This is a genomic window from Achromobacter sp. ACM02, assembly GCF_014851605.1.
In the GTDB taxonomy this organism is placed as follows: domain Bacteria; phylum Pseudomonadota; class Gammaproteobacteria; order Burkholderiales; family Burkholderiaceae_B; genus Achromobacter; species Achromobacter aegrifaciens.
This window is the reverse complement of record NZ_JACUZY010000008.1, coordinates 69357-89898: the sequence shown is the minus strand read 5'-3', so window position 1 is coordinate 89898 and position 20542 is coordinate 69357. Positions and strand designations below refer to the sequence as shown.

Here is a 20542-nt window from a genome sequence, read left to right as displayed (position 1 = left end):
GTCCGAAGACTACACGCAATACGCGATGGACAAAAAGAAAAAAAGCCGGCGCGCGGGCCGGCTTCTTTTTTACTGCGGGTACCGGCTTAGGACAGTTCGCCTTCGACCAGGATCGTCACGTCGACCAGAACGTCGGCGTGCAGGGCAACCTGGGCCGGGAACTCGCCGATCGACTTCAGTTGGCCGTTGGGCAGGCGGATTTGCGCCTTTTCCACGGCTTCGAAGCCGGCCTTGCGCAGGCCTTCAGCGATGTCGGCGTTGGTGACCGAGCCGAACAGGCGGCCGTCGACGCCAGCCTTCTGGACGATCTTCAGCTGGAAGCCGGCGACGCGCTCGCCCAGAGCCTGGGCGGCGGCCAGCTTTTCAGCCTGGGCCTTTTCCAGTTCGGCGCGGCGCGCTTCGAATTCCTTCAGGGCGGCGTCGGTTGCGCGACGGGCCTTGCGCTGGGGGATCAGGAAGTTGCGAGCATAGCCATCACGCACGCGGACGACTTCGCCGAGGTTACCCAGGTTGACGACTTTTTCGAGCAGAATAACTTGCATTTCAGTGCCCCGGATTAGTTGTGGTTGTCGGTGTAAGGCAACAGGGCCAGGAAGCGCGCGCGCTTGATGGCGGTGTCCAGCTGACGCTGGTAGATTGCCTTGGTGCCGGTCAGGCGAGCCGGGATGATCTTGCCGTTTTCTTGCACGAAGTCGCGCAGGGTGTCCAGATCCTTGTAGTCGATCTCTTCCACGCCGGCAGCGGTGAAGCGGCAGAACTTACGACGCTTGAAGAGCGGGTTCTGCTGCGTGAATTTGCGTTTTTCCTTGCGTTTTCCGAAGAAAGCCATGATATGTGCCTCTTTGTTTGAGGGGGCCGGGTTCTACCCAAAACGGGCCCAAACCCCCATAACCTATCCGTAATCAGAAGGCGCTCATCGCGCCTCTTGCCCAATTCCCTTCAAGCCACCAGCGGATCGCGCCCTGCGCTGCCGCTGATCCTGCGTGCCTGCTGCAAATGCAGCTTGACCTTCACCGAGTCCTTGCGGGTGGGAGCCAGAAACCCCTGCACCAGCAATTCGGACCCTAGCGCGGTGTCCTTCAGCAGCAACGCCAGATCGCCCAGTGCCACGGCCGCGATAGTCAGTTCGACGCGGCGCGGGTGGCCTGCTTCGATGACTTCGGACTCGTGCGCCAGCACCATTTCCAGTGCGGGCAAACCGGCGGGAGTGTGGCGCAAAGGCTCGCATTCGAGAACGCGGGCGCTGAGTTCCAGCTTGTTCATCCTGCCAGGCACCGAGGGGACTTCATGGGATGAGCTCTGCGTGAGCCCTGCTTACTCGGCCTGAGCCGGCGCTGCTGCTTCAGCCGAAGCCTTGCGGGCTTCTTCGCGTTCGACCGACTTCATCATGATCGAGGGCGTGGCTTGAGCCTTCTTGGTCTTGATGACCAGGTGGCGCAGAACAGCGTCGTTGTAGCGGAACGAGTGTTCCAGCTCATCCAGCGTGGCTTGGCCGCACTCGATGTTCAGGCAGACGTAGTGAGCCTTGACGAGCTTCTGGATCGGGTAGGCCAGTTGACGGCGACCCCAGTCTTCCAGGCGGTGAACCGAGCCGCCTTGGCCCGTGACCAGCGCTTGGTAACGCTCGACCATGGCGGGCACTTGCTCGCTTTGGTCGGGGTGAACGATAAACACCACTTCGTAGTGACGCATGAGTAAAACTCCTTGAGGATGTCTCGCTGGCCGACCGTCCTGCGCCCCCGCTTTCCATCAGGGGCGGATCGCAATATGCATCTTGAACAGTGGCCCGCAAGGGGCAGCCCGCTACCCAAAAACCATGGGCGGTCGAGCAAGAAAGCTCTCGATTATCACCGATTGAGCGGTCAGACGCAAGCCAGAGGCAGGTCAGGAAATAAGGGACGGACTATTTCCATCGCCCTGCCCCGCCCGCCGAGGCAAATCGGCAACATCGATTTCATGGGGACGGTTGACCACGCCGACCATCACGTAGCTGATGATCATCAGCAGGAACCATGAGCCCAGCTTGGCGATGGACACGAGTTGCCAGCCCTGCGACTGGTTTGGATAGCGCCAGGCGTTGGCGAAGGTGCCGATGTTCTCGGCGAACCAGATGAACAGGGCCACCAGCACGAAACCCAGCAGCAGCGGCATGCGGCGGTAGACCCGCCAAATGCGGAAATACACCCAGGTGCGGGCGAACAGGATGGCGGTCAGCGCGAACAGCGCCCACCGGATATCCATGATGTAGTGGTGCGCGAAGAAGTTCAGGTAGATCAGCACCGACAGCGCCACGCAGGCCGCCAGCGGCGGATGCGCGCGGAAGCGGAAGTCGAACAGGCGCCAGACGCGGGCGAGATAGCTGCCCACCGCCGCGTACATGAAGCCCGTGAACAGCGGCACGCCGCCGATGCGCAGCACGCTGGCCTCGGGATAGATCCACGAACCCGCGGCGGTCTTGAACACTTCCATGCCCGTGCCCACCACATGGAACAGCAGGATCACGCGGGCTTCGCTCCAGGTTTCCATGCGCAGCGCCAGCAGCAGCGCCTGGATGCCCAGCGCGGCCAGGGTCAGGAAGTCGTAGCGGGCCAGCGCGGCGTCTTTCGGATACCACCAGTGCGTGCCCAGCAGCAGCGCGCACATCAGGCCGCCGAACAGGCAGGCCCAGGCCTGCTTCACGCCAAAGCGGAAGAACTCGTAAAGGGCCACGCCAAAACGGCCGCGGCCGGCCAGATTGCTGGCCAGCCGCGATTCCCACTCCTGCAGCCCCGCGATGAGCGGCCAGTCATTGGCCGCCGGATGGCTCACGGAAAGCTCAGCCTTCCACGACGGCGTAGGCCGAGTGGTTGTGGATGGATTCGAAGTTCTCGGCTTCCACGCGGTAGCGGGCGATGCCGGGATGCGCGTTCAGGCGGGCAGCCACGTCGCGCACCAGGTCCTCGACGAACTTGGGATTGTCGTAGGCGCGCTCGGTGACGTACTTCTCGTCCGGGCGCTTGAGCAGGCCCCACAGTTCGCACGAGCCTTCTTCTTCGATCAGGCGGATGACGCCGTCCATGCCGATGTCGGCATTCAGGATGGCCGACACCGTGACGTGCGAGCGCTGGTTGTGCGCGCCGTATTCGGAGATGGCCTTGGAGCAGGGACAGAGGCTGGTGACGGGCACCTGCACGATCAACTCGAACTCGACCTCGTCGCCCTGGGCGCGGGCGATCCATTGCACTTCGTAGTCCAACAGGCTTTGCACGCCGGAAATCGGGGCGGACTTGTTGATGAAGTACGGGAAGGCGGCGGTGATGTCGCCGCGCTCGGCATGCAGCAGCGGCAGCATGTCGGCAGCCATGGCGCGGAACAGGGTCGGCGTCATGGGGATGCTGCGGTACTTTTCCAGCAGGGCCACGAAGCGGGACATGTGCGTCCCTTTTTCTTCGGGCGGCAGCGCCACCGTGAGCGTCCAGTTGGCCACGGTGCCTTGGGGCGAGCCGTCGCCGCTTTCAATCAACATGGGGTGGCGCACGCCACGGATGCCCACGCGCTGAATCGGGATGTGCCGGGTGTCCGCCGAACTCTGGACGTCGGGCATCACGATGGCGGGGTCGATCGGAGAATTCATTTCGGCTTACCTGTCTAGGCAATCAGTCGTGAAAACGCACGGGCCTAGGAATCTTTGAGAAGGGGGCCATTATCGCCCATAGTCCGCGGATCGCCAGGGAAAACCCTTTTATCCGTAGGTTGGCGGGGCCGGAACAGTGTGTTTCATCGCCGCGGACAGTGGCCTGGCCCCTGCCCGCGGAATCGGGCCGGATTCAGCCCAGCAGATCGGCGTAACGGGCGCGGATCGCGCTTTCGATGCCCGCCGCGTCCAGGCCGATGCCGGCCCACAGCGCCGACTGCTCGCCGTGGTCGATGAACTCGTCGGGCAGGCCCAGTTGCAGGACCGGGATCGCAACCCCCGCCGCGCTCAGCGTTTCCAGCACCGCGCTGCCGGCGCCGCCCATGATGGAAGCGTCTTCCAGCGTAACCAGGGCGTCATGGCGGCTGGCCAGGTCGAGGATCAGTTCGCGGTCGATCGGCTTGACGAAGCGCATGTCGGCCACGGTGGCATCGAGCTTTTCAGCCGCGCCCAACGCGGCCTGAAGTAGCATGCCGAATCCCAGGATGGCGATCTTGCGGCCCTCGCGGCGCACCACGCCGCGGCCGAGCTCGACCGTGTCAAGGCCGGGCGCTTCAGCCGCGCCGCAGCCCGCGCCGCGCGGATAGCGCACCGACGCCGGGCCGGGATACTGATAACAGGTCGACAGCAGCAGCCGCGTTTCGTTTTCGTCCGAGGGCGTGGCCACGACCATGTTGGGCACGCAGCGCAGGAAGGCGATGTCGTAATTGCCCGCATGCGTGGCGCCGTCCGCGCCCACCAGGCCGGCGCGGTCCAGCGCGAAGGTCACGTCCAGGTTCTGCAGGGCCACGTCGTGGATGAACTGGTCGTAGCCGCGCTGCATGAAGGTGGAGTAGATCGCGACCACGGGCTTCTGGCCTTCGCAGGCGATGCCCGCGGCGAACGTCACGGCGTGCTGCTCGGCGATGCCCACGTCGAAGTAGCGCTGCGGAAAGCGCTTTTCGAATTCCACCAGCCCGCTGCCCTCGCGCATGGCGGGCGTGATGGCGACCAGGCGCGAATCCTGTTCGGCCATGTCGCACAGCCACTGGCCGAACACCTGCGTGAAGCTGCGCTTGCCCGGCGCCTTCGATTGCTGGATGCCGACGGCCGGATCGAACTTGCCCGGACCGTGGTACAGCACCGGGTCGGCCTCGGCCAGCTTGTAGCCCTGGCCCTTCTTGGTGACCACGTGCAGGAACTGCAGGCCTTCCAGGGCCTTGAGGTTCTGCAGCGTGGGCACCAGCGCGTCCAGGTCGTGCCCGTCGATCGGGCCGACGTAGTTGAAGCCGAATTCCTCGAACAGCGTGGCCGGCGTGACCATGCCCTTGGCATGCTCTTCGAAGCGGCGCGCCAGTTCCAGCACCGGCGGCACGTGTTGCAACACCGCGCGGCCGACGTTCTTGGCGGCCGCATAGAAGCGGCCCGACATCAGGCGCGCCAGGTAGCGGTTCAGCGCCCCCACTGGCGGTGAGATCGACATGTCGTTGTCGTTCAGGATCACCAGCAGGTTGATGTTGGGCGTGACGCCGGCATTGTTCATGGCTTCGAAGGCCATGCCGGCGGACATCGCGCCGTCGCCGATGATGGCGATGTGCTGGCGCTGCACGCCGGCGTTGCGCGAGGCCACCGCCATGCCCAGCGCCGCGGAGATGGAAGTGGACGAATGCGCGGTGCCGAAGGCGTCGTACTCGGATTCACTGCGCTTGGGGAAACCCGAAATCCCGCCCTGCTGGCGCAGCTTGGCCATGCCGGCGCGGCGGCCAGTCAGGATCTTGTGCGGGTAGGACTGGTGGCCTACGTCCCAGACGATGCGGTCATGCGGCGTGTCGAACACCTGATGCAGGGCCAGGGTGAGCTCGACCGTGCCCAGGTTGGACGACAGGTGCCCGCCCGTTTTGGACACCGATTCCAGCACGAAGCCGCGCAGCTCGTCGGCCAGCTTCTTCAGCTCGCGGCGATCCAGGCGCTTGAGGTCAGCCGGGGATTGAATGCGGTCCAGTAAATCTGTCGTCATGCTTTTATGTGGTTCGTTGGCCCGGTCTGCCTCCAGCCCGGGCTGGTCCCGGTTCAGCGGTCTCGTAGGACGATGAAGTCGGCCAGTTCAGCCAGGCGCGATCCGGCCTCGCCCAGCGGAGCCAGGGCGGCCAGCGCGTCCTCACGCAGTTCCTGGGCGAACGCGCGCGCGCCGTCCAGGCCCAGAAGCGATACATAGGTGGGCTTGTTCTCGGCGGCGTCCTTGCCCGGCGTCTTGCCCAGGCTGGCGCTGTCGGCGGTCACGTCCAGGATGTCGTCGACCACCTGGAAGGCCAGGCCCACCGCCTGCGCGTAGGCGTCCAGCGCCTGGCGCGAGGCCGAACTGGCGCCCGCCACGATGCCGCCCAGGGCCACGCTGCAAGCCAGCATGGCGCCCGTCTTCATGCTGTGCATGGTTTGCAGTTCGTCGCGCGACAGCGCGCGGCCGACGCTGAACAGGTCAATGGCCTGGCCGCCGGCCATGCCCTGGCTGCCGGCGGCGCGCGCCAGCGACTGGGTGGCCTGCACGATCAGCGCGGGCGCGATCGGCATGGAAGCCAGCAGATCGAAGGCCAGCGGTTGCAGCGCATCGCCCGCCAGCATGGCGGTGGCTTCGTCGAACTTCACGTGGGTGGTGGGACGGCCGCGGCGCAGCGTGTCGTCATCCATGCAGGGCAGATCGTCATGCACCAGCGAATAGGCGTGGATCAGTTCCACCGCCGCGGCGGCGCGGTCCAGCGAGGCCTGCACGGCCAGCACGCTGCCGCTGACGGGGCAGGCCTGCCCCGCCGCGTAGACCAGCGCGGCGCGCACCCGCTTGCCGCCGCCAAGCACGGCGTAGCGCATGGCTTCATGCAGCCGCGCGGGCAACGCGTCCGCCGGGGGGAGCAGATCGTCCAGGACGTCTTCGACGTGCTGGACACGGCCTTGCAACCATTCCGGGAAGGCGAGTTGAATTTGCTTCATCGGGTTCTTATTCGTCATCCAGCGCCGCCGGGTCCAGCGGACGCAGCAAGTCGCCCTCCAGGACCTTGACCTGCTGTTCGGCCTGCGCCAAGCGTTCCTGGCAGACCCGCGTGAGCGCCACGCCGCGCCGGTAGGCGGCCAGCGACTGCTCCAGCGGCAACGAGCCGTCTTCCATGGCCGCTACCAGCGATTCGAGTTCGGCCAGCGCCGTTTCGAAATCCTGGGGCAAGGGACGGTCATCGATCTGCGGATCGGCTTGTGAAGATTTGGCCAAACGGGTCTCCGAGGGCGCTAGGGGTGGGTCAATCCGTGAATTGTACGAGATACCCGCAAGGCCGTCGGGCTTGCCGCCGCGCGCGGCGCGTCTCAGGCCGCAGCGCCTGCCAGCCCCGCAATGGCGCCCTGCAGCAGCGGCGCCACGCGCGTACGCAGGTCCGCCTCGGGCAAGAGGCTGGCGGGCCCGCCGCAGCTCATGACGAAGACGCCCTCGCCCGTGATGGAGGCAAACGGCACGGCGACCGCATTGATCCCCGACTGCCATTCGCCGATGGCGTAGCAGCAGCCCGTGTCGCGCAGTTCGGCGCGGGCGCGCTCCATGGCGGCCGCGTCCGGCGCGGTCTCGCCCAGCCGGGCCAACGCGTCGGCACAGGCCTGGGGCGGCAGGCTGGCCAGGTAGGCCCGGCCCATGGCGCTGTCCAGGCTGGCGCGATAGCCGACGGGCAGGCGCAGGTAGAGCGCCGAAGACCCATGGATGGCCTCGACGTAGGTCATGGCATCGCCATCGAAGGCGCCCAGGGCCACCGCGCCGCCGGTGGCGCGCGCCAGCTCGGTCATCGAGGCCTTGGCCAGTTCGCGCACCTCCAGCCCGGCCAGCAGGCCGAAGCCCAGCGCCAGCACGCCATAGCCAGGCGAATATTTGCCGGTGTCCGGGTGATAGCGCAGATAACCCAATTCAGTAAGGGTGTAGGTGATGCGGCTGATGGTGGGCTTGGGCAAACCGGTCAGGCGCGCCAGGTCCAGATTGCCCAAGGCCGTCACGCCATGGCGAAAACAGCGCAGTACATCCAGCCCGCGCGCCAGTGCGGTAATGAAATCAGGCGAGTTGGCGCCCCCGCCCGCGCCGGCGGCGCGCTTGCGGCGCGCGGGCAGGCTGAGTTCGACCTTGCCGTCCGGTTTGGCGGCGGGATGGGCGATGCGCTTGGCGTCAGAAAAAGATTGCATTTCTATTCGCTTCGTTTTTATAGTTTATTTCGAATAACAAAATTAAATTCCATTTTACGGAATTTAATGCACCCAAGGAGACTTGGCAAGCGCTACCCGCAGCGCCAAGCCAGGCCCGAACATCCACTCATGCACGCGATTTCAAGGGGAAAAACATGATTCGCACTAGCTTCAAACTGCTGGCCACCCTGCTGCTCAGCGCCGCCGCGCTGGGCGCCCAGGCCGAAACCTATCCGGCCCGGCCGATCAAGGTGGTCTCGCCCTTCCCCGCCGGCGGCGCCACCGACGTGCTGACCCGCATCCTGGCCGAGCGCATGGCCAAGACGCTGGGCCAGCCCATGATCGTCGAGAACAAGGCAGGCGCCGGCACCTCGATCGGGGCGGCCTTTGTTTCGCGCGAAGCGCCGGACGGCTACACCATCCTGATGGCGACCAACTCCACGCTGGTCACCAACCGCTATCTGTACAAGGAACTGCCCTACGATCCCGATGGCTTCGCCCGCATCGGCATGGTCGGCGTCGGGCCGCTGGTCCTGCTGTCCAGCCCCAAGCGGCCGTTCAACAGCACCCAGGACGTGGTGGCCTACGCCAAGCAGAATCCAGGCAAGCTGACCTTCGCCACCTTCGGCCCGGGCACGTCCTCGCACCTGGCGGGCGAACTCTTCAAGGAACGCGCGGGCATCGACATCCTGCACGTGCCCTTCAAGGGCGCGACCCAGGCCCTGCCCGCCCTGGTCAGCGGCGACGTGGACCTGTTCTTCGACATGGTGGCCACCGGCATGCCGCAGGCCGATGCCGGCAAGGTCAAGGTCTTCGCCATCACCAGCCCGGGCCGCCTGGCGACGCAGCCCAAGCTGGCGACGCTGGCCGAACAAGGCTATCCCGCGTTCGACATGACCGCCTGGTTCAGCTTCGTGGCGCCCAAGGGCACCCCCGCCCCCGTGATGGAAAAGCTGCAGCAGGCCCTGGCCGAGACCCTGCAGGACGAGACCATCAAGAAGCGCATGCTGGACATGGGCATCGACCCGCGCTCGGGCACGGCTGCCGAACTGGACAAGCAGATCAAAACCGAACAGCCGATCGTGGCGCAACTGATCAAGCAGGCCAATATCGTCCTGCAATGATGGCGCGGCTGGTTTCGTGACAAAACGTAGGCGGGCCCGCGCCCGCCCGTGAATGCGCCGCGCCGCGCGGCGTCCGCCGGCAGAGGGCTCCAGCGCCCCTGCCGGTTTTTCATGCGCGTCGATATGCCCTCTAACTCCTGGATACAGAACCAGGACGCTGCCCGCTGCTATGGTGAAAAAGTAGACACCGCCATGGGAGCCCGATGCCGTACGCCGAAGAGAAATATGCGCGCCTGGATGCCGCCCGCTGGTTGGCGGCGGTAGCCGTCGTGCTGCTGCACAGCGCCGCCATGGTGGTAAGCAACCCCGCGGTGTACGGCGGGGGAGCGTGGCTGGCGGCCAATCTGTATGACTCTGCGGCGCGCTGGTGCGTGCCCGTGTTCGTCATGGTCAGCGGCGCCCTGCTGCTGGATCCCGACAAGCCGCAGGACGCGCGCCAGTTCTACAGCCGGCGCATGGCGCGGATCTGCGCGCCGCTCTTGTTCTGGACGTTCTTCTATCTGGCCTGGCGCACGGCGCTGGATTGGTGGGACGACGGCCGCATCGATTTTTCGTTCTGGCCGCGCAAGCTGGTGCAGGGCGAGCCGTACTACCACCTGTGGTACCTGTACATGATCGTGGGCCTGTATCTGTTCGCGCCGCCGGTGCGCGTCCTGTATGCGCGCAGCACGCCGCGCGCCCGCGCCTTGTGGGTCGTCGGCATCCTGGGCGTGGCGATCCTGGACGCGCTGTACCGCCGCGCGCTGGGCGCGCCCGCGGGCTTCTTCCTGACCTGGTTCCTGCCCTATCTGGGCTACTTCGTGGCGGGCCGCCTGATCTTCGACGGCCAGATGCGCATCCCGCGTCCCGGCCTGATGCTGGCGGCCAGCGTCGCCGCGACCGCGCTGGGCGTGTACACGATGTCGAGCAACCGCGCGCTGGATACCTACTTCTACGACTACTTCAGTCTCACGGTGCCGTTCATGTCGCTGGCCGCATTCCAGTGGATCGTTGGGTCGCCGCGCCTGCCGCGGCTGGCCTCGCTGGCGCCTTTGACCTTCGGCGTCTACCTGATCCATCCACTGTTCCTGGACGTGGCGCATCGCGCCGGCGCCTTGACGGGCGCGCGCAACGAGGCCTGGACGCTGCCCATGCTGGCGGTGGCCGTGTTCATGTTGTCGGCGGCCAGCAGCTGGCTGATGAGACGCCATCCGGCCACCCGGCGCTTCGTCTGAAAGGCCTACATCTTCAAGGGGTTATGCCTCGCGCAGCGCGTGCACGACGGCTACGGCATAACTTCACGAAGCTTCGCAGATCTTCACGGGCGCGGGGTAAGGGCTTGGGGTACAATTCACGGCTTATTTGATCGGCCAGACACCGATTTTTCTTCGCGCCAGCACGGAACGCATCCTGCGGATTTCAAAGCCGCCAGGCAAAAGCCCCTCCGTCCTGGCTTTTTTATCCGAGCGGGGGGAATCATGACCGACATCGGTCGGATGGCACATGTAGTGCCAGCTCGCACCCAGCTACCCGTCAGCGCGTATTTTGACGAAGCCCTCTTTGCCCGCGAGCAAGAACTCATTTTCAAGCAATCCTCACAATACGTCGGCCACCAGAAAGTGGTGCCCGAAATCGGGGATTGGCGTACGTTGGTCCAGGAAGACGGAGGACGCGTGCTGGTTCGCAACCAGCAAGGCGTCGAACTCATCTCAAATGTCTGCCGCCACCGCCAGGCGCTGATGCTTGGCGGCGAAACCGGCAATGTGGCCGGCAACTGCAATACGCATGGCAATCTGAAGGCAACCGGCGGCAATATCGTCTGCCCCTTGCATCGTTGGACGTACAACAACCAGGGCGAGTTGTTGGGCGCGCCCCAGTTCGCCACCACGCCCTGCATGAACCTGCAGAAGTTCCGCCTGCGCGACTGCCATGGCCTGCTGTTCGAAGGCCCGCGTGATCCGGCCGCCGACATGGCGCCGCTGTTCTCGCGCCCGGAATTCGACTTCGGCGACTACGTGCTGGACCACGTCGAAGTGCACCAGTGCAACTACAACTGGAAGACCTTCATCGAGGTCTACCTCGAGGACTACCACGTCGGTCCGTTCCATCCGGGCCTGGGCCGCTTCGTCACCTGCGACGACCTGAGCTGGGAGTTCAACGACTGGTACAGCCTGCAGAAGGTCGGCGTGCACAACGCCCTGGCGCAGCCGGGGTCCGACGTGTACAAGCAATGGCACGACCGCCTGCTGGCGTTCCGCGAAGGCGATGCGCCTGATTTCGGCGCGGTCTGGGTCACGTACTTCCCGACCCACATGATCGAGCTGTATCCGCATGTGCTGGTGCTCTCCACGCTGTACCCGAAGGGCCCGCAGGAAACTGTGAACGTGGTCGAGTTCTACTACCCCGAGGAAATCGCCGCCTTCGAACGCGAATTCGTCGAGGCGCAGCGCGCCGCCTACATGGAAACGGCGATCGAGGACGACGAGATCGCCGAGCGCATGGACGCGGGCCGCAAGGCGCTGATGCTGCGCGGCGTGAACGAAACCGGTCCCTACCAGTCGCCCATGGAAGACGGCATGCAGCACTTCCATGAATGGTATCGCCGCATCATGCAGGAGCGGGTCTGAAGCCTGGCTTCGGAGCCTGTCCCATGCAAAAAGGCCTCGCACATGCGAGGCCTTTCTTCTTTCCGGCTGCCGCGATCAGCGGCCCAGCACACCCGCCACCGTACGCTCGCCAATGGCCAGTCCCACCGTCATGCCCACGCCCGAGTGCATCACCGCAACCGTCGTGGCCGGGTCCACCGGCATGACCGAGAACGGCGCGGGGCCATGCGCGCCATAGACGCCCTGCCAGCGCTCCAGCACGCGCAGGCGCGCGCCCAGCGCCTGGGTCGCCAGGTCCAGCATCGCGTTGTCGACCGCCTCGTCGTTGAACGGCGGCGCGTCCTGGCCGTAGCGGTGCGAATCGCCGATGATCAGTTCGCCATAAGGCGTGGGGCTGATCAGCAGGTGGATGCCGTTCTCCAGCAGCATGGGCGTGCGCGCCTGGATCACGTCGCGCAACGCCAGCGCCGACGGCAGGTCCGAGAATGCGCCGTAATGCACGCAGGACAGGCCGGTCAGCAAGGGGCGGTCCAGCGCGATGGGATGAGTCTCGAACGCGGCGCGCAACATCTGCAGGCGCGTGACCTCCAGGTTCATCGGCGCAAAGCGCTCGGGCAGCAGGGTCAGGTAGTCATGCCCGGGGCAGACGAACACGTGTCCGCCCTTGAATTCGCCAGCCGAGGTACACACCAGCCCGCCCTCGACCGCGCGCGCCAGCGTGCCGGTGATGAACTGCACACCCAGCGATTCCGCGAGGTAGCGCGTGATGGCCGGCAGCGCCTCGCGCGAATAGATCTGCAGATCGTCATGACCTTGCAAACCCGCGCAGTGGTGCGCGAGCTGGCCGCCGTACAACCGGGCCACCTCGCGGGCCGACAGCAGGTCGGCGCGATAGCCTTCCTGGCGCATGCGCGTGTCGGCGAATTCCTGCAGCACGTCCGCCTCTTCGGCATTGCGCGCCAGCACCAGGGCGCCGTTGGCGCGCACATGGAAACCCGCTCGGTCCGCCAGTTCCAGCCACAGTTCGCGCGCCTGCTGGGCGTGCGACAGCATCATGCCTGGGGCCTGGCCCGTCACGATGACCTGGCCGAAATTGCGGATGGTGGCGCCATGCGCCTGGCGGCTGCGCTCGATCACGGCCACCGACAGGCCGCGCTTGGCGGCGGCCCAGGCGTGGGCGATGCCCAACATGCCGGCGCCCACCACGACTACGTCGAAATTTTTCATCTGTGGAACATTGCAAAGGGAAATGCGGCGGGAGCCGCCCTGGCGGGCGCCCCCGGGGCGCGGCGGCGTCCGGCGCCGCCGCGGTCAAACGGACTTACTTCTTCTTCGGCTCGGACTTGCCGTCGTAGCGCTTGGTCCACTCGGCGATGATGCGGTCGCGGTTGGTGGCGGCCCAGGTGAAGTCGTTCTTGATCATGCGTTGCATCAGGTCGGCCGGCAGGTTCGGATTGGACGTGGCGATCGACGGGATGGCCAGCACGGCGAAGTTGGCCTTGTACAGTTCGTTGGCTTCGCGGCTGGCGGAGAAGTCGGCCAGCTTGCGGGCGGCTTCCAGGTTCTTGGTGCCCTTCATGATGGCGGTGGCTTCCACTTCCCAGCCCAGGCCTTCCGAGGGGAACACGGCTTCGACGGGCGCGCCGTCGGCCTTCAGCTTGGCGGCGCGGTAGTCGAACGACACGCCGATCGGGAATTCGCCGGCGGCAGCCATGTTGCAGGGCTTGGAGCCCGAGTGCGTGTACGAACCGATGTTCTTGTGCAGGGCGTCCATGTAGGCCCAGCCCTTCTCTTCACCGAAGATCTGCAGCCAGGCGCTGACGTCCAGGAAGCCGGTGCCCGACGAAGCCGGGTTCGGCATCACGATCTTGCCGGCGTACACCGGCTTGGTCAGGTCCTGCCACGAAGTGGGCTTGGGCAGCTTCTGCTTTTCGGCTTCGATGGTGTTGAAGCAGATGGCGGCGGCGAAGCCGTCCATGCCGACCCAGCTGGGCTCGGCCTTGGCGTCGCGCATGTTGGCGGCGATCTGGTCCAGGCCCTTGGGGGCGTAGGGCTGCAGCATGCCTTCCTTGTCCATCAGGCCCAGCGAGGTGCCGGCCAGGCCCCAGATGGCGTCGGCCTTGGGGTTGTTCTTTTCGGCCAGCAGCTTGGCGGTGATGATGCCGGTGGAGTCGCGCACCCACTGGATCTTGATGTCGGGATTGGCCTTCTCGAACGCGGCCTGGTAGGCCTTGATCTGGTCGGCTTCGAGCGCGGTGTAGACCGTCAGCGTGGTCTCGGCGGAGGCGGCGCCCATCACGCCCGTCAGGGCGGCGGCCAGTGCAAGCAGCTTGTAGCGATTCATGAAGTACTCCGTGGGTAGGCGGAAAAAGGCTGAGGGAGGCCCCCGGGGCTGGCGCGAACCGGCCCCGGCAAGCGGTGCAGACAGGTGAGAGGGTTAGGGGCGCTGGCCTGCGGACAAGCGGGCTTCGATATCGGAGATCACGCCAGGCAGGTCGGCGACGGTATCGATCAGGTAGTGCGGCGCGGCGGGCGACAGCTCCAGGCTGGCGGCGGTGCGCGCTTTCTGGCGGCCTGCGTCGTCCAGGCTCAGGTATTCCTCCAGCGTCAGGCCGGCGGCGTTGCCCGACAGCAGCAGGCCCACGGTCCACATGCCGGCGCGGCGTCCCTCTTCGATGCCGGGCGCGGTGTCGTCGACCTTGACGCAGGCGGCCACGTCGGACAGGCCGAGTTCGACCACATTCTTCAGCGCCATCGCGGGCGCCGGGCGCGCGCGCGGCACGTCGTCGCTGGCGACGATGCAATCAGGCTCCAGGCCTTCGGTGGCGGCGCGCTCGACCACGCGGCGCATGACGCTGGCGGGGTAGCCCGAGCACGAGCCGATCTTCAGGCCGTGCTGGCGCAGAGCGCGCAGCAGTTCTGCCGCGCCGGGGATCGCCGCCGAATACTGGGCAACCTTCTCCAGCTGCATCGGCAGGAAGCGCTCGTAGATGGCGGTCACGTCGTCATCGGTGGGCAGGCGGCCGAACTGGGCCTGGTACTGGCTGGCGATGACCGGCTCATTGCAGAGCGTGCGGATGTGGTCCCACTTGCCCATGCCCATCGGGCCGCGGGCCTGCGCCAGCGACATTTCCACGCCGAACTGCGAGAACGCGTCCACGAACACCTTGGTGGGCGCGAAGGAACCGAAGTCGACCAGCGTGCCGGCCCAGTCGAAGATCACCGCCTCCAGGCGGACGGGCAAAGGCGAAACAGTCATGAGGGTCATCCTTGAAAAATCGTTCAATGGGCCGCGGGGCGGCGCCAGGCCTGGCTGCGCGCCACCAGCGCGCGGCTGGCCAGGTGCAGGACCAGGGCAGCGACGGCCGAACTGGCCATGATCACGGTGCACATGGCGGCGGCGGGACCGATGAAGCCGGCGTCGTCCATGTTCAGCACCGCGACCGCGGCCAGCACCGTCGACGGGCTGTACAGAAACACGACCGCGGACACCGTGGTCATGGCGGAAACAAACAGATAGCGGGCCACGTCCAGCGCGGCCGGCAGGCACATCGGCAGCGTCACGCGCAGGAAGGTCGTCAGGCGCGGCACCTTGAGCGACGCGGAGGCCGCTTCGAATTCGGGGTCCAGCGCATTGAGCGCGGTGGCAGCCGTGAGGTGCGCGCTGGTGTAGAAGTGGACGATGGTGCACAGGACCAGCAGCGGCATGGTGCCGTACAGCACGTTCAGCGGGTTCGACAGGCTGTTGAAGAAGAAGATGTAGCCCAGGCCCAGCACCAGGCCCGGCACCGCCATGGGCATCAGCGCCAGCATGCCGACCATGCCGCGCAGGCCGCGCGCAAGCTGGCCGCGGGCGGGCACCTTCTCCATCATCCATGCGCCGGTGAAGACCACGGCCGTGCCGGCCAGGGCGGTGCAGAACGCCAGCTGCAGGCTGTTGCGCCAGGCCAGCCAGCCGCCGCCGTCCATGTTGTCGAAGTCGTACGAACGCAGCGACATCGACAGGTTGTAGGGCCACATCTTCACGAAGGACGCCCACACCGCCACGCCGATGATCAGCAGCAGGAACGCCGCCAGCACGCCGGCCAGCGCCAGGAACGCGGCATCGCGGCGGCGGTTGACGCCCGCGGCATAGGGCTGGGCCCGGCCGCTCAGCTGAGCGCCTTGTCGGGCGCGCAGCCGCCGGTCCAGGGCGAAGGTCAGGATCGCGGGAAGCAGCAGCAGGATGCCGATGGCCGCGCCCTTGGGAAAGTTCTGCTGGCCGACCACGGCCTTGTAGGCTTCCATCGCCAGCACGTTGTAATCGCCGCCCACGACCTTGGGCACGCCGAAGTCGGTCACCGTCAACGTGAACACCACGCAGCAGGCCGAAAACACGGCGTAGCGGGTGCCGGGCAGGGTCACGGTCAGGAAGGTGCGCCAGGGGCCGGCGCCCATGGCGCGCGCGGCGTCATAAAGACGGCCGTCGGCCAGGGCCAGGCCGGTCAGCAGAATCATCAGCGCGTGCGGGAAGGTATAGAAAGCCTCGCCCACGACGATGCCCCAGAAACCGTAGATGGTCGCGCCGCCCGTCAGGCTCTTGAGCAGACCCTGGTTGCCTAGCAGGTACACCAGCGCGATACCCGGCAGCAGCGACGGCGCCAGCAGCGGCAGCAAGGCGACGGTGCGCAGCAGGCCCTTGCCCGGCAGGCGCGTGCGGGTCAGGCCATAGGCGAATCCATAGGCGCAGGGCACGACCAGCAAGGTCGTCACCACGCCCACCGCGAGGCTGCGCGCGACCATGGCCATGAAGCCGTCGCCGCCGATGATGTCCGCAAGCACCGATAACCCGGCCCAGGCGCCATCGCTGTCGGTCACCGACTTGAGCAGGATGGCGGCCAGCGGCAGCGCCAGGAACAGCAACAGGCCCAGCGCCAGGGCGCCCTGCCCGGTGGCCAGGCCGAAGGCGCCAACCCAGGCCGGCAGCGGGCGGCGGCCCAGCGCCGGGGCCGGCATGGGCGCTGCGATATTTCCAGCAGCCGGCGCGGCGGCGTTGGAGGAACGGTTCATGGCCGGATCAAGCGTAGGCGCGTATCGCATGGCGCGGCAGCTCCACCCAGCAGCGGCTGGCGGCGTGAGGGCCCAGCAGGGCGTCTCCGATTTCGGGGGACACGATGGAATGCACCGTGCTGCCGGGCACGCCCTCAAGGCGCAAGGCCAGGCGATAGCCGCGGCCAAGGAACACGCCGTCCAGCACATCGGCCAGCATGGCGTTGGGCTGATCCGGGCGCGCGGTGCTGACGCGCACCGCTTCCGGGCGCACGAACAGCTTGCCGCTGGCGGCGTCCAGCGCCTCGTCCACGGCCAGCTCCTGGCGTCCGACGCGGGCGCGGTGCGCGTCCATGCGTTCGAACGGCAGCCAGTTCGCCTCGCCCACGAAATCGGCGATGAAGGCCGAGCCGGGCTGGCGGTAGAGTTCCCGCGGCGTGCCGTACTGCTCGATGATGCCGCCATTCATTACGGCGATGCGGTCGGCCATCACCATGGCCTCTTCCTGGTCGTGCGTGACCATCAGCGTGGTGATGGACAGGCGCTTCTGCAGGGCCCGCAGCTCGATGCGCAGATGCTCGCGCACGCGGGCGTCCAGCGCCGACATGGGCTCGTCCAGCAGCAGCAGGGACGGCGATGGCGCCAGCGCGCGCGCCAGGGCCACGCGCTGCTGCTGTCCGCCGGAAATCTGTCCCGGATATTTATCCGCCGCGCCCGCCAGGCCGACCAGCGTCAGCATTTCCTCGACGCGGTTGGCGACGTGGTTGCGGTGGGCGCGCTTGCCGCTCAGGCCGTAGGCCACGTTCTGGGCCACCGTCAGGTTGGGAAACAGCGCGTACGACTGGAACAGGATGCCGTAGTCGCGCGCCTGCGGTTCGGCGTGCGAGATGTCGCGCCCGGACAGCACGATGGTGCCGCTGTCCTGGCGCTCGAGGCCGGCGATGGCGCGCAGCAAGGTAGTCTTGCCGCAGCCCGAGGGGCCCAGCAGGCACACCAACTCCCCGGCGCGGATGTCGAGCGAGACGTCCGACAGCGCGGTGTGGCTGCCAAAGCGCTTCACCAGATGCCTGACAGAGAGAAATGCGGTATCGCGTTCGGCCATGGGGCCTCCGGTTTGGGAACGAAGGCAGTATGGAAGACGCGTATTGAGTGTTTATGACACTTCGCGCAAATGCAGTAATAAAAACATCAAATTATTTTGGTGTACTGGCGGTCTTGCGCATTGCGCCCCTATTCCGCCCCCTGCACCGTGCTTGTCGCCGAACTCAAATCCTTCTACGCCGTGGCCCGCTGCGGCACCGTCACCAAGGCCGCCGCCCAGTTGGGCGTCAGCCAGCCCACGGTGACGGGGCAATTGCGCCAGCTGGAGTCGCGTTACGGCGTCGAACTGTTCCACCGCCAGGGGCGCGGCATGCGCCTGTCGGACGCCGGCCACAGCCTGATGCCCATGGTGGAAAAGCTGGTCCAGCAGGAAACCGAGATCGACTTCCGGCTGCGCGACGCCAGCGACCTGCGCGAAGGCAATCTGCGCATCGGCGCCACCGGCCCCTACTACATCATGGACACGGTGCGCGCCTATAACCAGCGTTATCCGGGCATAGACCTGACGCTGGCTATCGGCAATTCGCAAAGCATGCTGCAGGCGCTGCATGACTATCGCATCGAGATTGCCACGTCGTCGTTTCTGATGGATGACAAGCACCTGTACCGCCGCATGATCGCGGCCGACCCCATCCGGGTGGTGGCGCATCGCGACCATCCCTTGGCGCGCCACGGCCACGTCCGTCTGGCCGACCTGGCCGAACACGCGCTGCTGCTGCGCGAACCCGGCTCCATGACGCGGCAGCTGACGGAGGACGCCTTGCAGGCGGCCGGCGTCACGGTAAGCCGCACGCTGGAAATCGGCAGCCGCGAGTCCATCCGCCAGGCCATCCTGTGCGGCCTGGGGATCAGCCTGATCCCATCGCGCGAAATCCCGTCCCATCCCGATCTGGCGGCCCTGGACATCGAGGGCGCAGACATCGTGATGCACGAATACCTGTACTGCCTGCGCGAGCGCCAACCGGTGCAGCTGATCGCGCGCTTTCTGGAGATGGCGCCAGCCGCCGGCTGAGCGCCGCCCTCCCCTATGCGGCCACCCAGGAGACAACCATGGCCTTGACCTTGCAAGATATCGAGCAGATTTTCCTGGAGCGCGGGCACCGCTCCTATGACGGCGAATCCGTCAGCCACCTGCGGCATGCGCTGCAGACCGCGGCGCTGGCCGAGCGCAACGGCGCCGGCGCCCACCTGATCACCGCCAGCCTGCTGCACGACCTGGGCCATCTCATCGCCGACCGGCCTGGCACGCCGACGCTGCGCGGCATCGACGACAAGCACCAGTACTTCGTCCTGCCCTTCCTGCGCGGCCTGTTCAGCTCGGCGGTGCTGGACCCGATCCGGCTGCACGTGGAAGCCAAGCGCTACCTCTGCTATGTGGAACCGCAATATGAAGCGTCGCTCTCGGAGGATTCGAAACGCAGCCTGGCGCTGCAGGGGGGCAGTTTCGATGCGAGCCAGGCGGTGGAATTCGCGAGCATGCCGGGCGCGCCGGATGCGATCCGCCTGAGGCGCTGGGACGACATGGCCAAGGTTCCGGGGCTGGCAACGCCGCCCCTGGACCACTTCCTGGAAATCGCCGAGAGCATCTCGGGCCGGGTCAAGCTGGCTGCCATCTGGTAGGGCTGGCCGGAAAGCCGTGCGTCCTGGCGGCCCAGACCACCGCCAACGTCGCCGCCAACAGCGCCAGCAGCACCGGTACGAACGCGGCCACGCCCAGGCGTTCGAGCAACGCGCCGCCTACGATCCCGCCTGCGGCAATCGCCGTGTTCCACGCGGTCACCAGCATGGACTGCGCCACGTCCGCGGCATCGCCCGACGTCTTGGCCAGCGCGGTCTGGAACAGCGTCGGCGAGCCGCCGAACGCCACGCCCCAAGCCCCCACCGACAGATAAAGCATGGCCGGCATGCCGCCCGCGATACCCAGCGCCAGCGCGGCCAGGCCGAACAGGGCGATGCAGGCCAAAGTCAGCGCCCGCAGATGACGGTCGATCAACGTCCCGATCAGCCAGATGCCGGCCAGGGAGCTGAGTCCGAACACCAGCAGCACCAGCTCGGTGTTTGCAGCCATGCCCAGCGATGCCAGGAACGGCGCGATATAGATGTAGAGAATGTTGTGCGCCAGGACGAACGCCAACACCGCGAACAGCACCGGGCGCACGCCGGGCAGCAGGAATACGCGCCGCAGCGGCAGTTGCCGGCCCCGGGCCTGTCCCGCAAAGTCCGGCACCCGCAAACGCACCCAGACCATCAGGACCAAGGCCAGCCCGCTCATGATGCCAAAGCCTGCGCGCCAGCCCCACAGCGCGCCCAGGAACGTGCCGGCCGGAACGCCCAGCGACAGCGCCAGCGGCGCACCCAGCATCGCCACCGCGATCGCGCGCCCTTGCTGATGTGCGGGCACCATGCGCGCGGCGTAACCTGCCAGCAGCGCCCACAACAGTCCCGCCGACACGCCGGCCAGGAAGCGCGCGGCCAGGGTCAGCACATAGCCGGATGACAGCGCGGTCACCGTGTTGGCCAGCACGAACCCGGCGATCGCCGCCAGCAGCAGCGGACGCCGCCGCACGCCCTGGGTCGCGGCGACCAGCGGGATCGCCGCCACCAACGACCCGATCGCGTAGATGGTGACGGTCTGGCCGATGCTGGCCTGGGACACGGCCAGGCCCTGCGCCATCTGCGGCAGCAGCCCGGCCGGCAGCGCCTCGGTCAGGATGGTGATGAAGCCGGCCATCGCCAGCGCCAGCAAGGCGCCCAGCGGCAGGCGGTCGCGACCGGCGGGGGGATGCGTGGGCGCAGTACGCGGACGCGGGGAATTCGTGGTTTTTTTCATCTCAGGCACCTTGGTTGAA

Annotated in this window: 21 protein-coding genes; 5 read left to right on the top strand and 16 right to left on the bottom strand. The window is 66.5% G+C overall.

Features of this window, described 5'->3' with window-relative positions; translation table 11 throughout:
- Nucleotides 1-86 precede the first annotated feature (86 nt).
- The 10 genes from rplI to IB258_RS23435 form a co-directional block, all read right to left on the bottom strand.
- A complete protein-coding gene (gene rplI, locus IB258_RS23480; RefSeq protein WP_054451028.1) occupies nt 87-542 on the bottom strand; it encodes a 50S ribosomal protein L9 in 456 nt (151 codons plus the stop codon).
- Nucleotides 543-556: 14 nt separating this feature from the next.
- Nucleotides 557-829 carry a 30S ribosomal protein S18 gene (rpsR, locus tag IB258_RS23475; RefSeq protein WP_006218308.1) on the bottom strand — a complete coding sequence of 91 codons (273 nt, stop codon included), beginning with the start codon at nt 827-829 and terminating at the stop codon, nt 557-559.
- Between the two features lie 110 nt (nt 830-939).
- Nucleotides 940-1263, bottom strand: a complete 324-nt coding sequence (gene priB / locus IB258_RS23470; RefSeq protein WP_054451027.1) for a primosomal replication protein N — start codon at nt 1261-1263, stop codon at nt 940-942.
- 51 nt (nt 1264-1314) lie between these two features.
- Complete coding sequence (gene rpsF / locus IB258_RS23465; protein ID WP_013392507.1) at nt 1315-1692, bottom strand: 30S ribosomal protein S6; 378 nt, start codon at nt 1690-1692, stop codon at nt 1315-1317.
- Nucleotides 1693-1884: 192 nt separating this feature from the next.
- Nucleotides 1885-2808: a DUF817 domain-containing protein gene (locus tag IB258_RS23460; protein ID WP_192353278.1), complete on the bottom strand. Its 924-nt coding sequence runs from the start codon at nt 2806-2808 to the stop codon at nt 1885-1887.
- 7 nt (nt 2809-2815) lie between these two features.
- A complete protein-coding gene (gene folE2, locus IB258_RS23455) occupies nt 2816-3613 on the bottom strand; it encodes a GTP cyclohydrolase FolE2 (protein ID WP_054451025.1) in 798 nt (265 codons plus the stop codon).
- Nucleotides 3614-3806: 193 nt separating this feature from the next.
- Nucleotides 3807-5669, bottom strand: coding sequence for a 1-deoxy-D-xylulose-5-phosphate synthase (gene dxs / locus IB258_RS23450; RefSeq protein WP_059379250.1), 1863 nt, complete (start codon nt 5667-5669; stop codon nt 3807-3809).
- A 53-nt stretch (nt 5670-5722) separates the two neighbouring features.
- The gene (locus IB258_RS23445) at nt 5723-6634 is read right to left on the bottom strand and encodes a polyprenyl synthetase family protein (protein WP_054451023.1); all 912 of its coding nucleotides are present in this window, start codon (nt 6632-6634) and stop codon (nt 5723-5725) included.
- A gap of 7 nt (nt 6635-6641) precedes the next feature.
- Entirely contained in the window at nt 6642-6908 is a 267-nt protein-coding gene (locus IB258_RS23440; RefSeq protein WP_054451022.1) for an exodeoxyribonuclease VII small subunit, read from the bottom strand.
- A 92-nt stretch (nt 6909-7000) separates the two neighbouring features.
- A complete protein-coding gene (locus tag IB258_RS23435) occupies nt 7001-7855 on the bottom strand; it encodes an IclR family transcriptional regulator (protein WP_054451021.1) in 855 nt (284 codons plus the stop codon).
- A 155-nt stretch (nt 7856-8010) separates the two neighbouring features.
- Between IB258_RS23435 and IB258_RS23430 the strand changes: the two genes are divergently transcribed.
- The 3 genes from IB258_RS23430 to IB258_RS23420 all read left to right on the top strand — a co-directional run bounded on the left by IB258_RS23430 (nt 8011) and on the right by IB258_RS23420 (nt 11585).
- On the top strand, nt 8011-8979 hold the full coding sequence (locus IB258_RS23430) for a tripartite tricarboxylate transporter substrate binding protein (RefSeq protein ID WP_054451020.1): 969 nt from the start codon (nt 8011-8013) through the stop codon (nt 8977-8979).
- 203 nt (nt 8980-9182) lie between these two features.
- Nucleotides 9183-10193: an acyltransferase gene (locus IB258_RS23425; protein ID WP_192353277.1), complete on the top strand. Its 1011-nt coding sequence runs from the start codon at nt 9183-9185 to the stop codon at nt 10191-10193.
- A 243-nt stretch (nt 10194-10436) separates the two neighbouring features.
- Nucleotides 10437-11585, top strand: coding sequence for an aromatic ring-hydroxylating dioxygenase subunit alpha (locus tag IB258_RS23420; protein WP_054451018.1), 1149 nt, complete (start codon nt 10437-10439; stop codon nt 11583-11585).
- A gap of 75 nt (nt 11586-11660) precedes the next feature.
- Here the strand turns inward: IB258_RS23420 and IB258_RS23415 are convergent, their stop codons facing one another.
- The 5 genes from IB258_RS23415 to IB258_RS23395 form a co-directional block, all read right to left on the bottom strand.
- Nucleotides 11661-12791, bottom strand: a complete 1131-nt coding sequence (locus tag IB258_RS23415; protein WP_119450560.1) for a TIGR03364 family FAD-dependent oxidoreductase — start codon at nt 12789-12791, stop codon at nt 11661-11663.
- Nucleotides 12792-12885: 94 nt separating this feature from the next.
- Entirely contained in the window at nt 12886-13908 is a 1023-nt protein-coding gene (locus IB258_RS23410; RefSeq protein ID WP_054451016.1) for a putative 2-aminoethylphosphonate ABC transporter substrate-binding protein, read from the bottom strand.
- Nucleotides 13909-14001: 93 nt separating this feature from the next.
- Nucleotides 14002-14823, bottom strand: a complete 822-nt coding sequence (gene phnX, locus IB258_RS23405; RefSeq protein ID WP_166738296.1) for a phosphonoacetaldehyde hydrolase — start codon at nt 14821-14823, stop codon at nt 14002-14004.
- 23 nt (nt 14824-14846) lie between these two features.
- Nucleotides 14847-16613: a putative 2-aminoethylphosphonate ABC transporter permease subunit gene (locus tag IB258_RS23400; RefSeq protein WP_225589135.1), complete on the bottom strand. Its 1767-nt coding sequence runs from the start codon at nt 16611-16613 to the stop codon at nt 14847-14849.
- Nucleotides 16614-16620: 7 nt separating this feature from the next.
- Nucleotides 16621-17694 carry a putative 2-aminoethylphosphonate ABC transporter ATP-binding protein gene (locus IB258_RS23395; protein WP_175162474.1) on the bottom strand — a complete coding sequence of 358 codons (1074 nt, stop codon included), beginning with the start codon at nt 17692-17694 and terminating at the stop codon, nt 16621-16623.
- Nucleotides 17695-17841: 147 nt separating this feature from the next.
- Between IB258_RS23395 and IB258_RS23390 the strand changes: the two genes are divergently transcribed.
- Together IB258_RS23390 and IB258_RS23385 are read left to right on the top strand one after the other, a co-directional pair.
- Nucleotides 17842-18705, top strand: a complete 864-nt coding sequence (locus IB258_RS23390) for a LysR family transcriptional regulator (RefSeq protein WP_054451329.1) — start codon at nt 17842-17844, stop codon at nt 18703-18705.
- Nucleotides 18706-18743: 38 nt separating this feature from the next.
- Nucleotides 18744-19313: a phosphonate degradation HD-domain oxygenase gene (locus tag IB258_RS23385; RefSeq protein ID WP_054451012.1), complete on the top strand. Its 570-nt coding sequence runs from the start codon at nt 18744-18746 to the stop codon at nt 19311-19313.
- Here the strand turns inward: IB258_RS23385 and IB258_RS23380 are convergent.
- The gene (locus tag IB258_RS23380) at nt 19291-20523 is read right to left on the bottom strand and encodes an MFS transporter (RefSeq protein WP_370539854.1); all 1233 of its coding nucleotides are present in this window, start codon (nt 20521-20523) and stop codon (nt 19291-19293) included. The genes IB258_RS23385 and IB258_RS23380 overlap by 23 nt on opposite strands.
- Nucleotides 20524-20542: the final 19 nt, after the last annotated feature.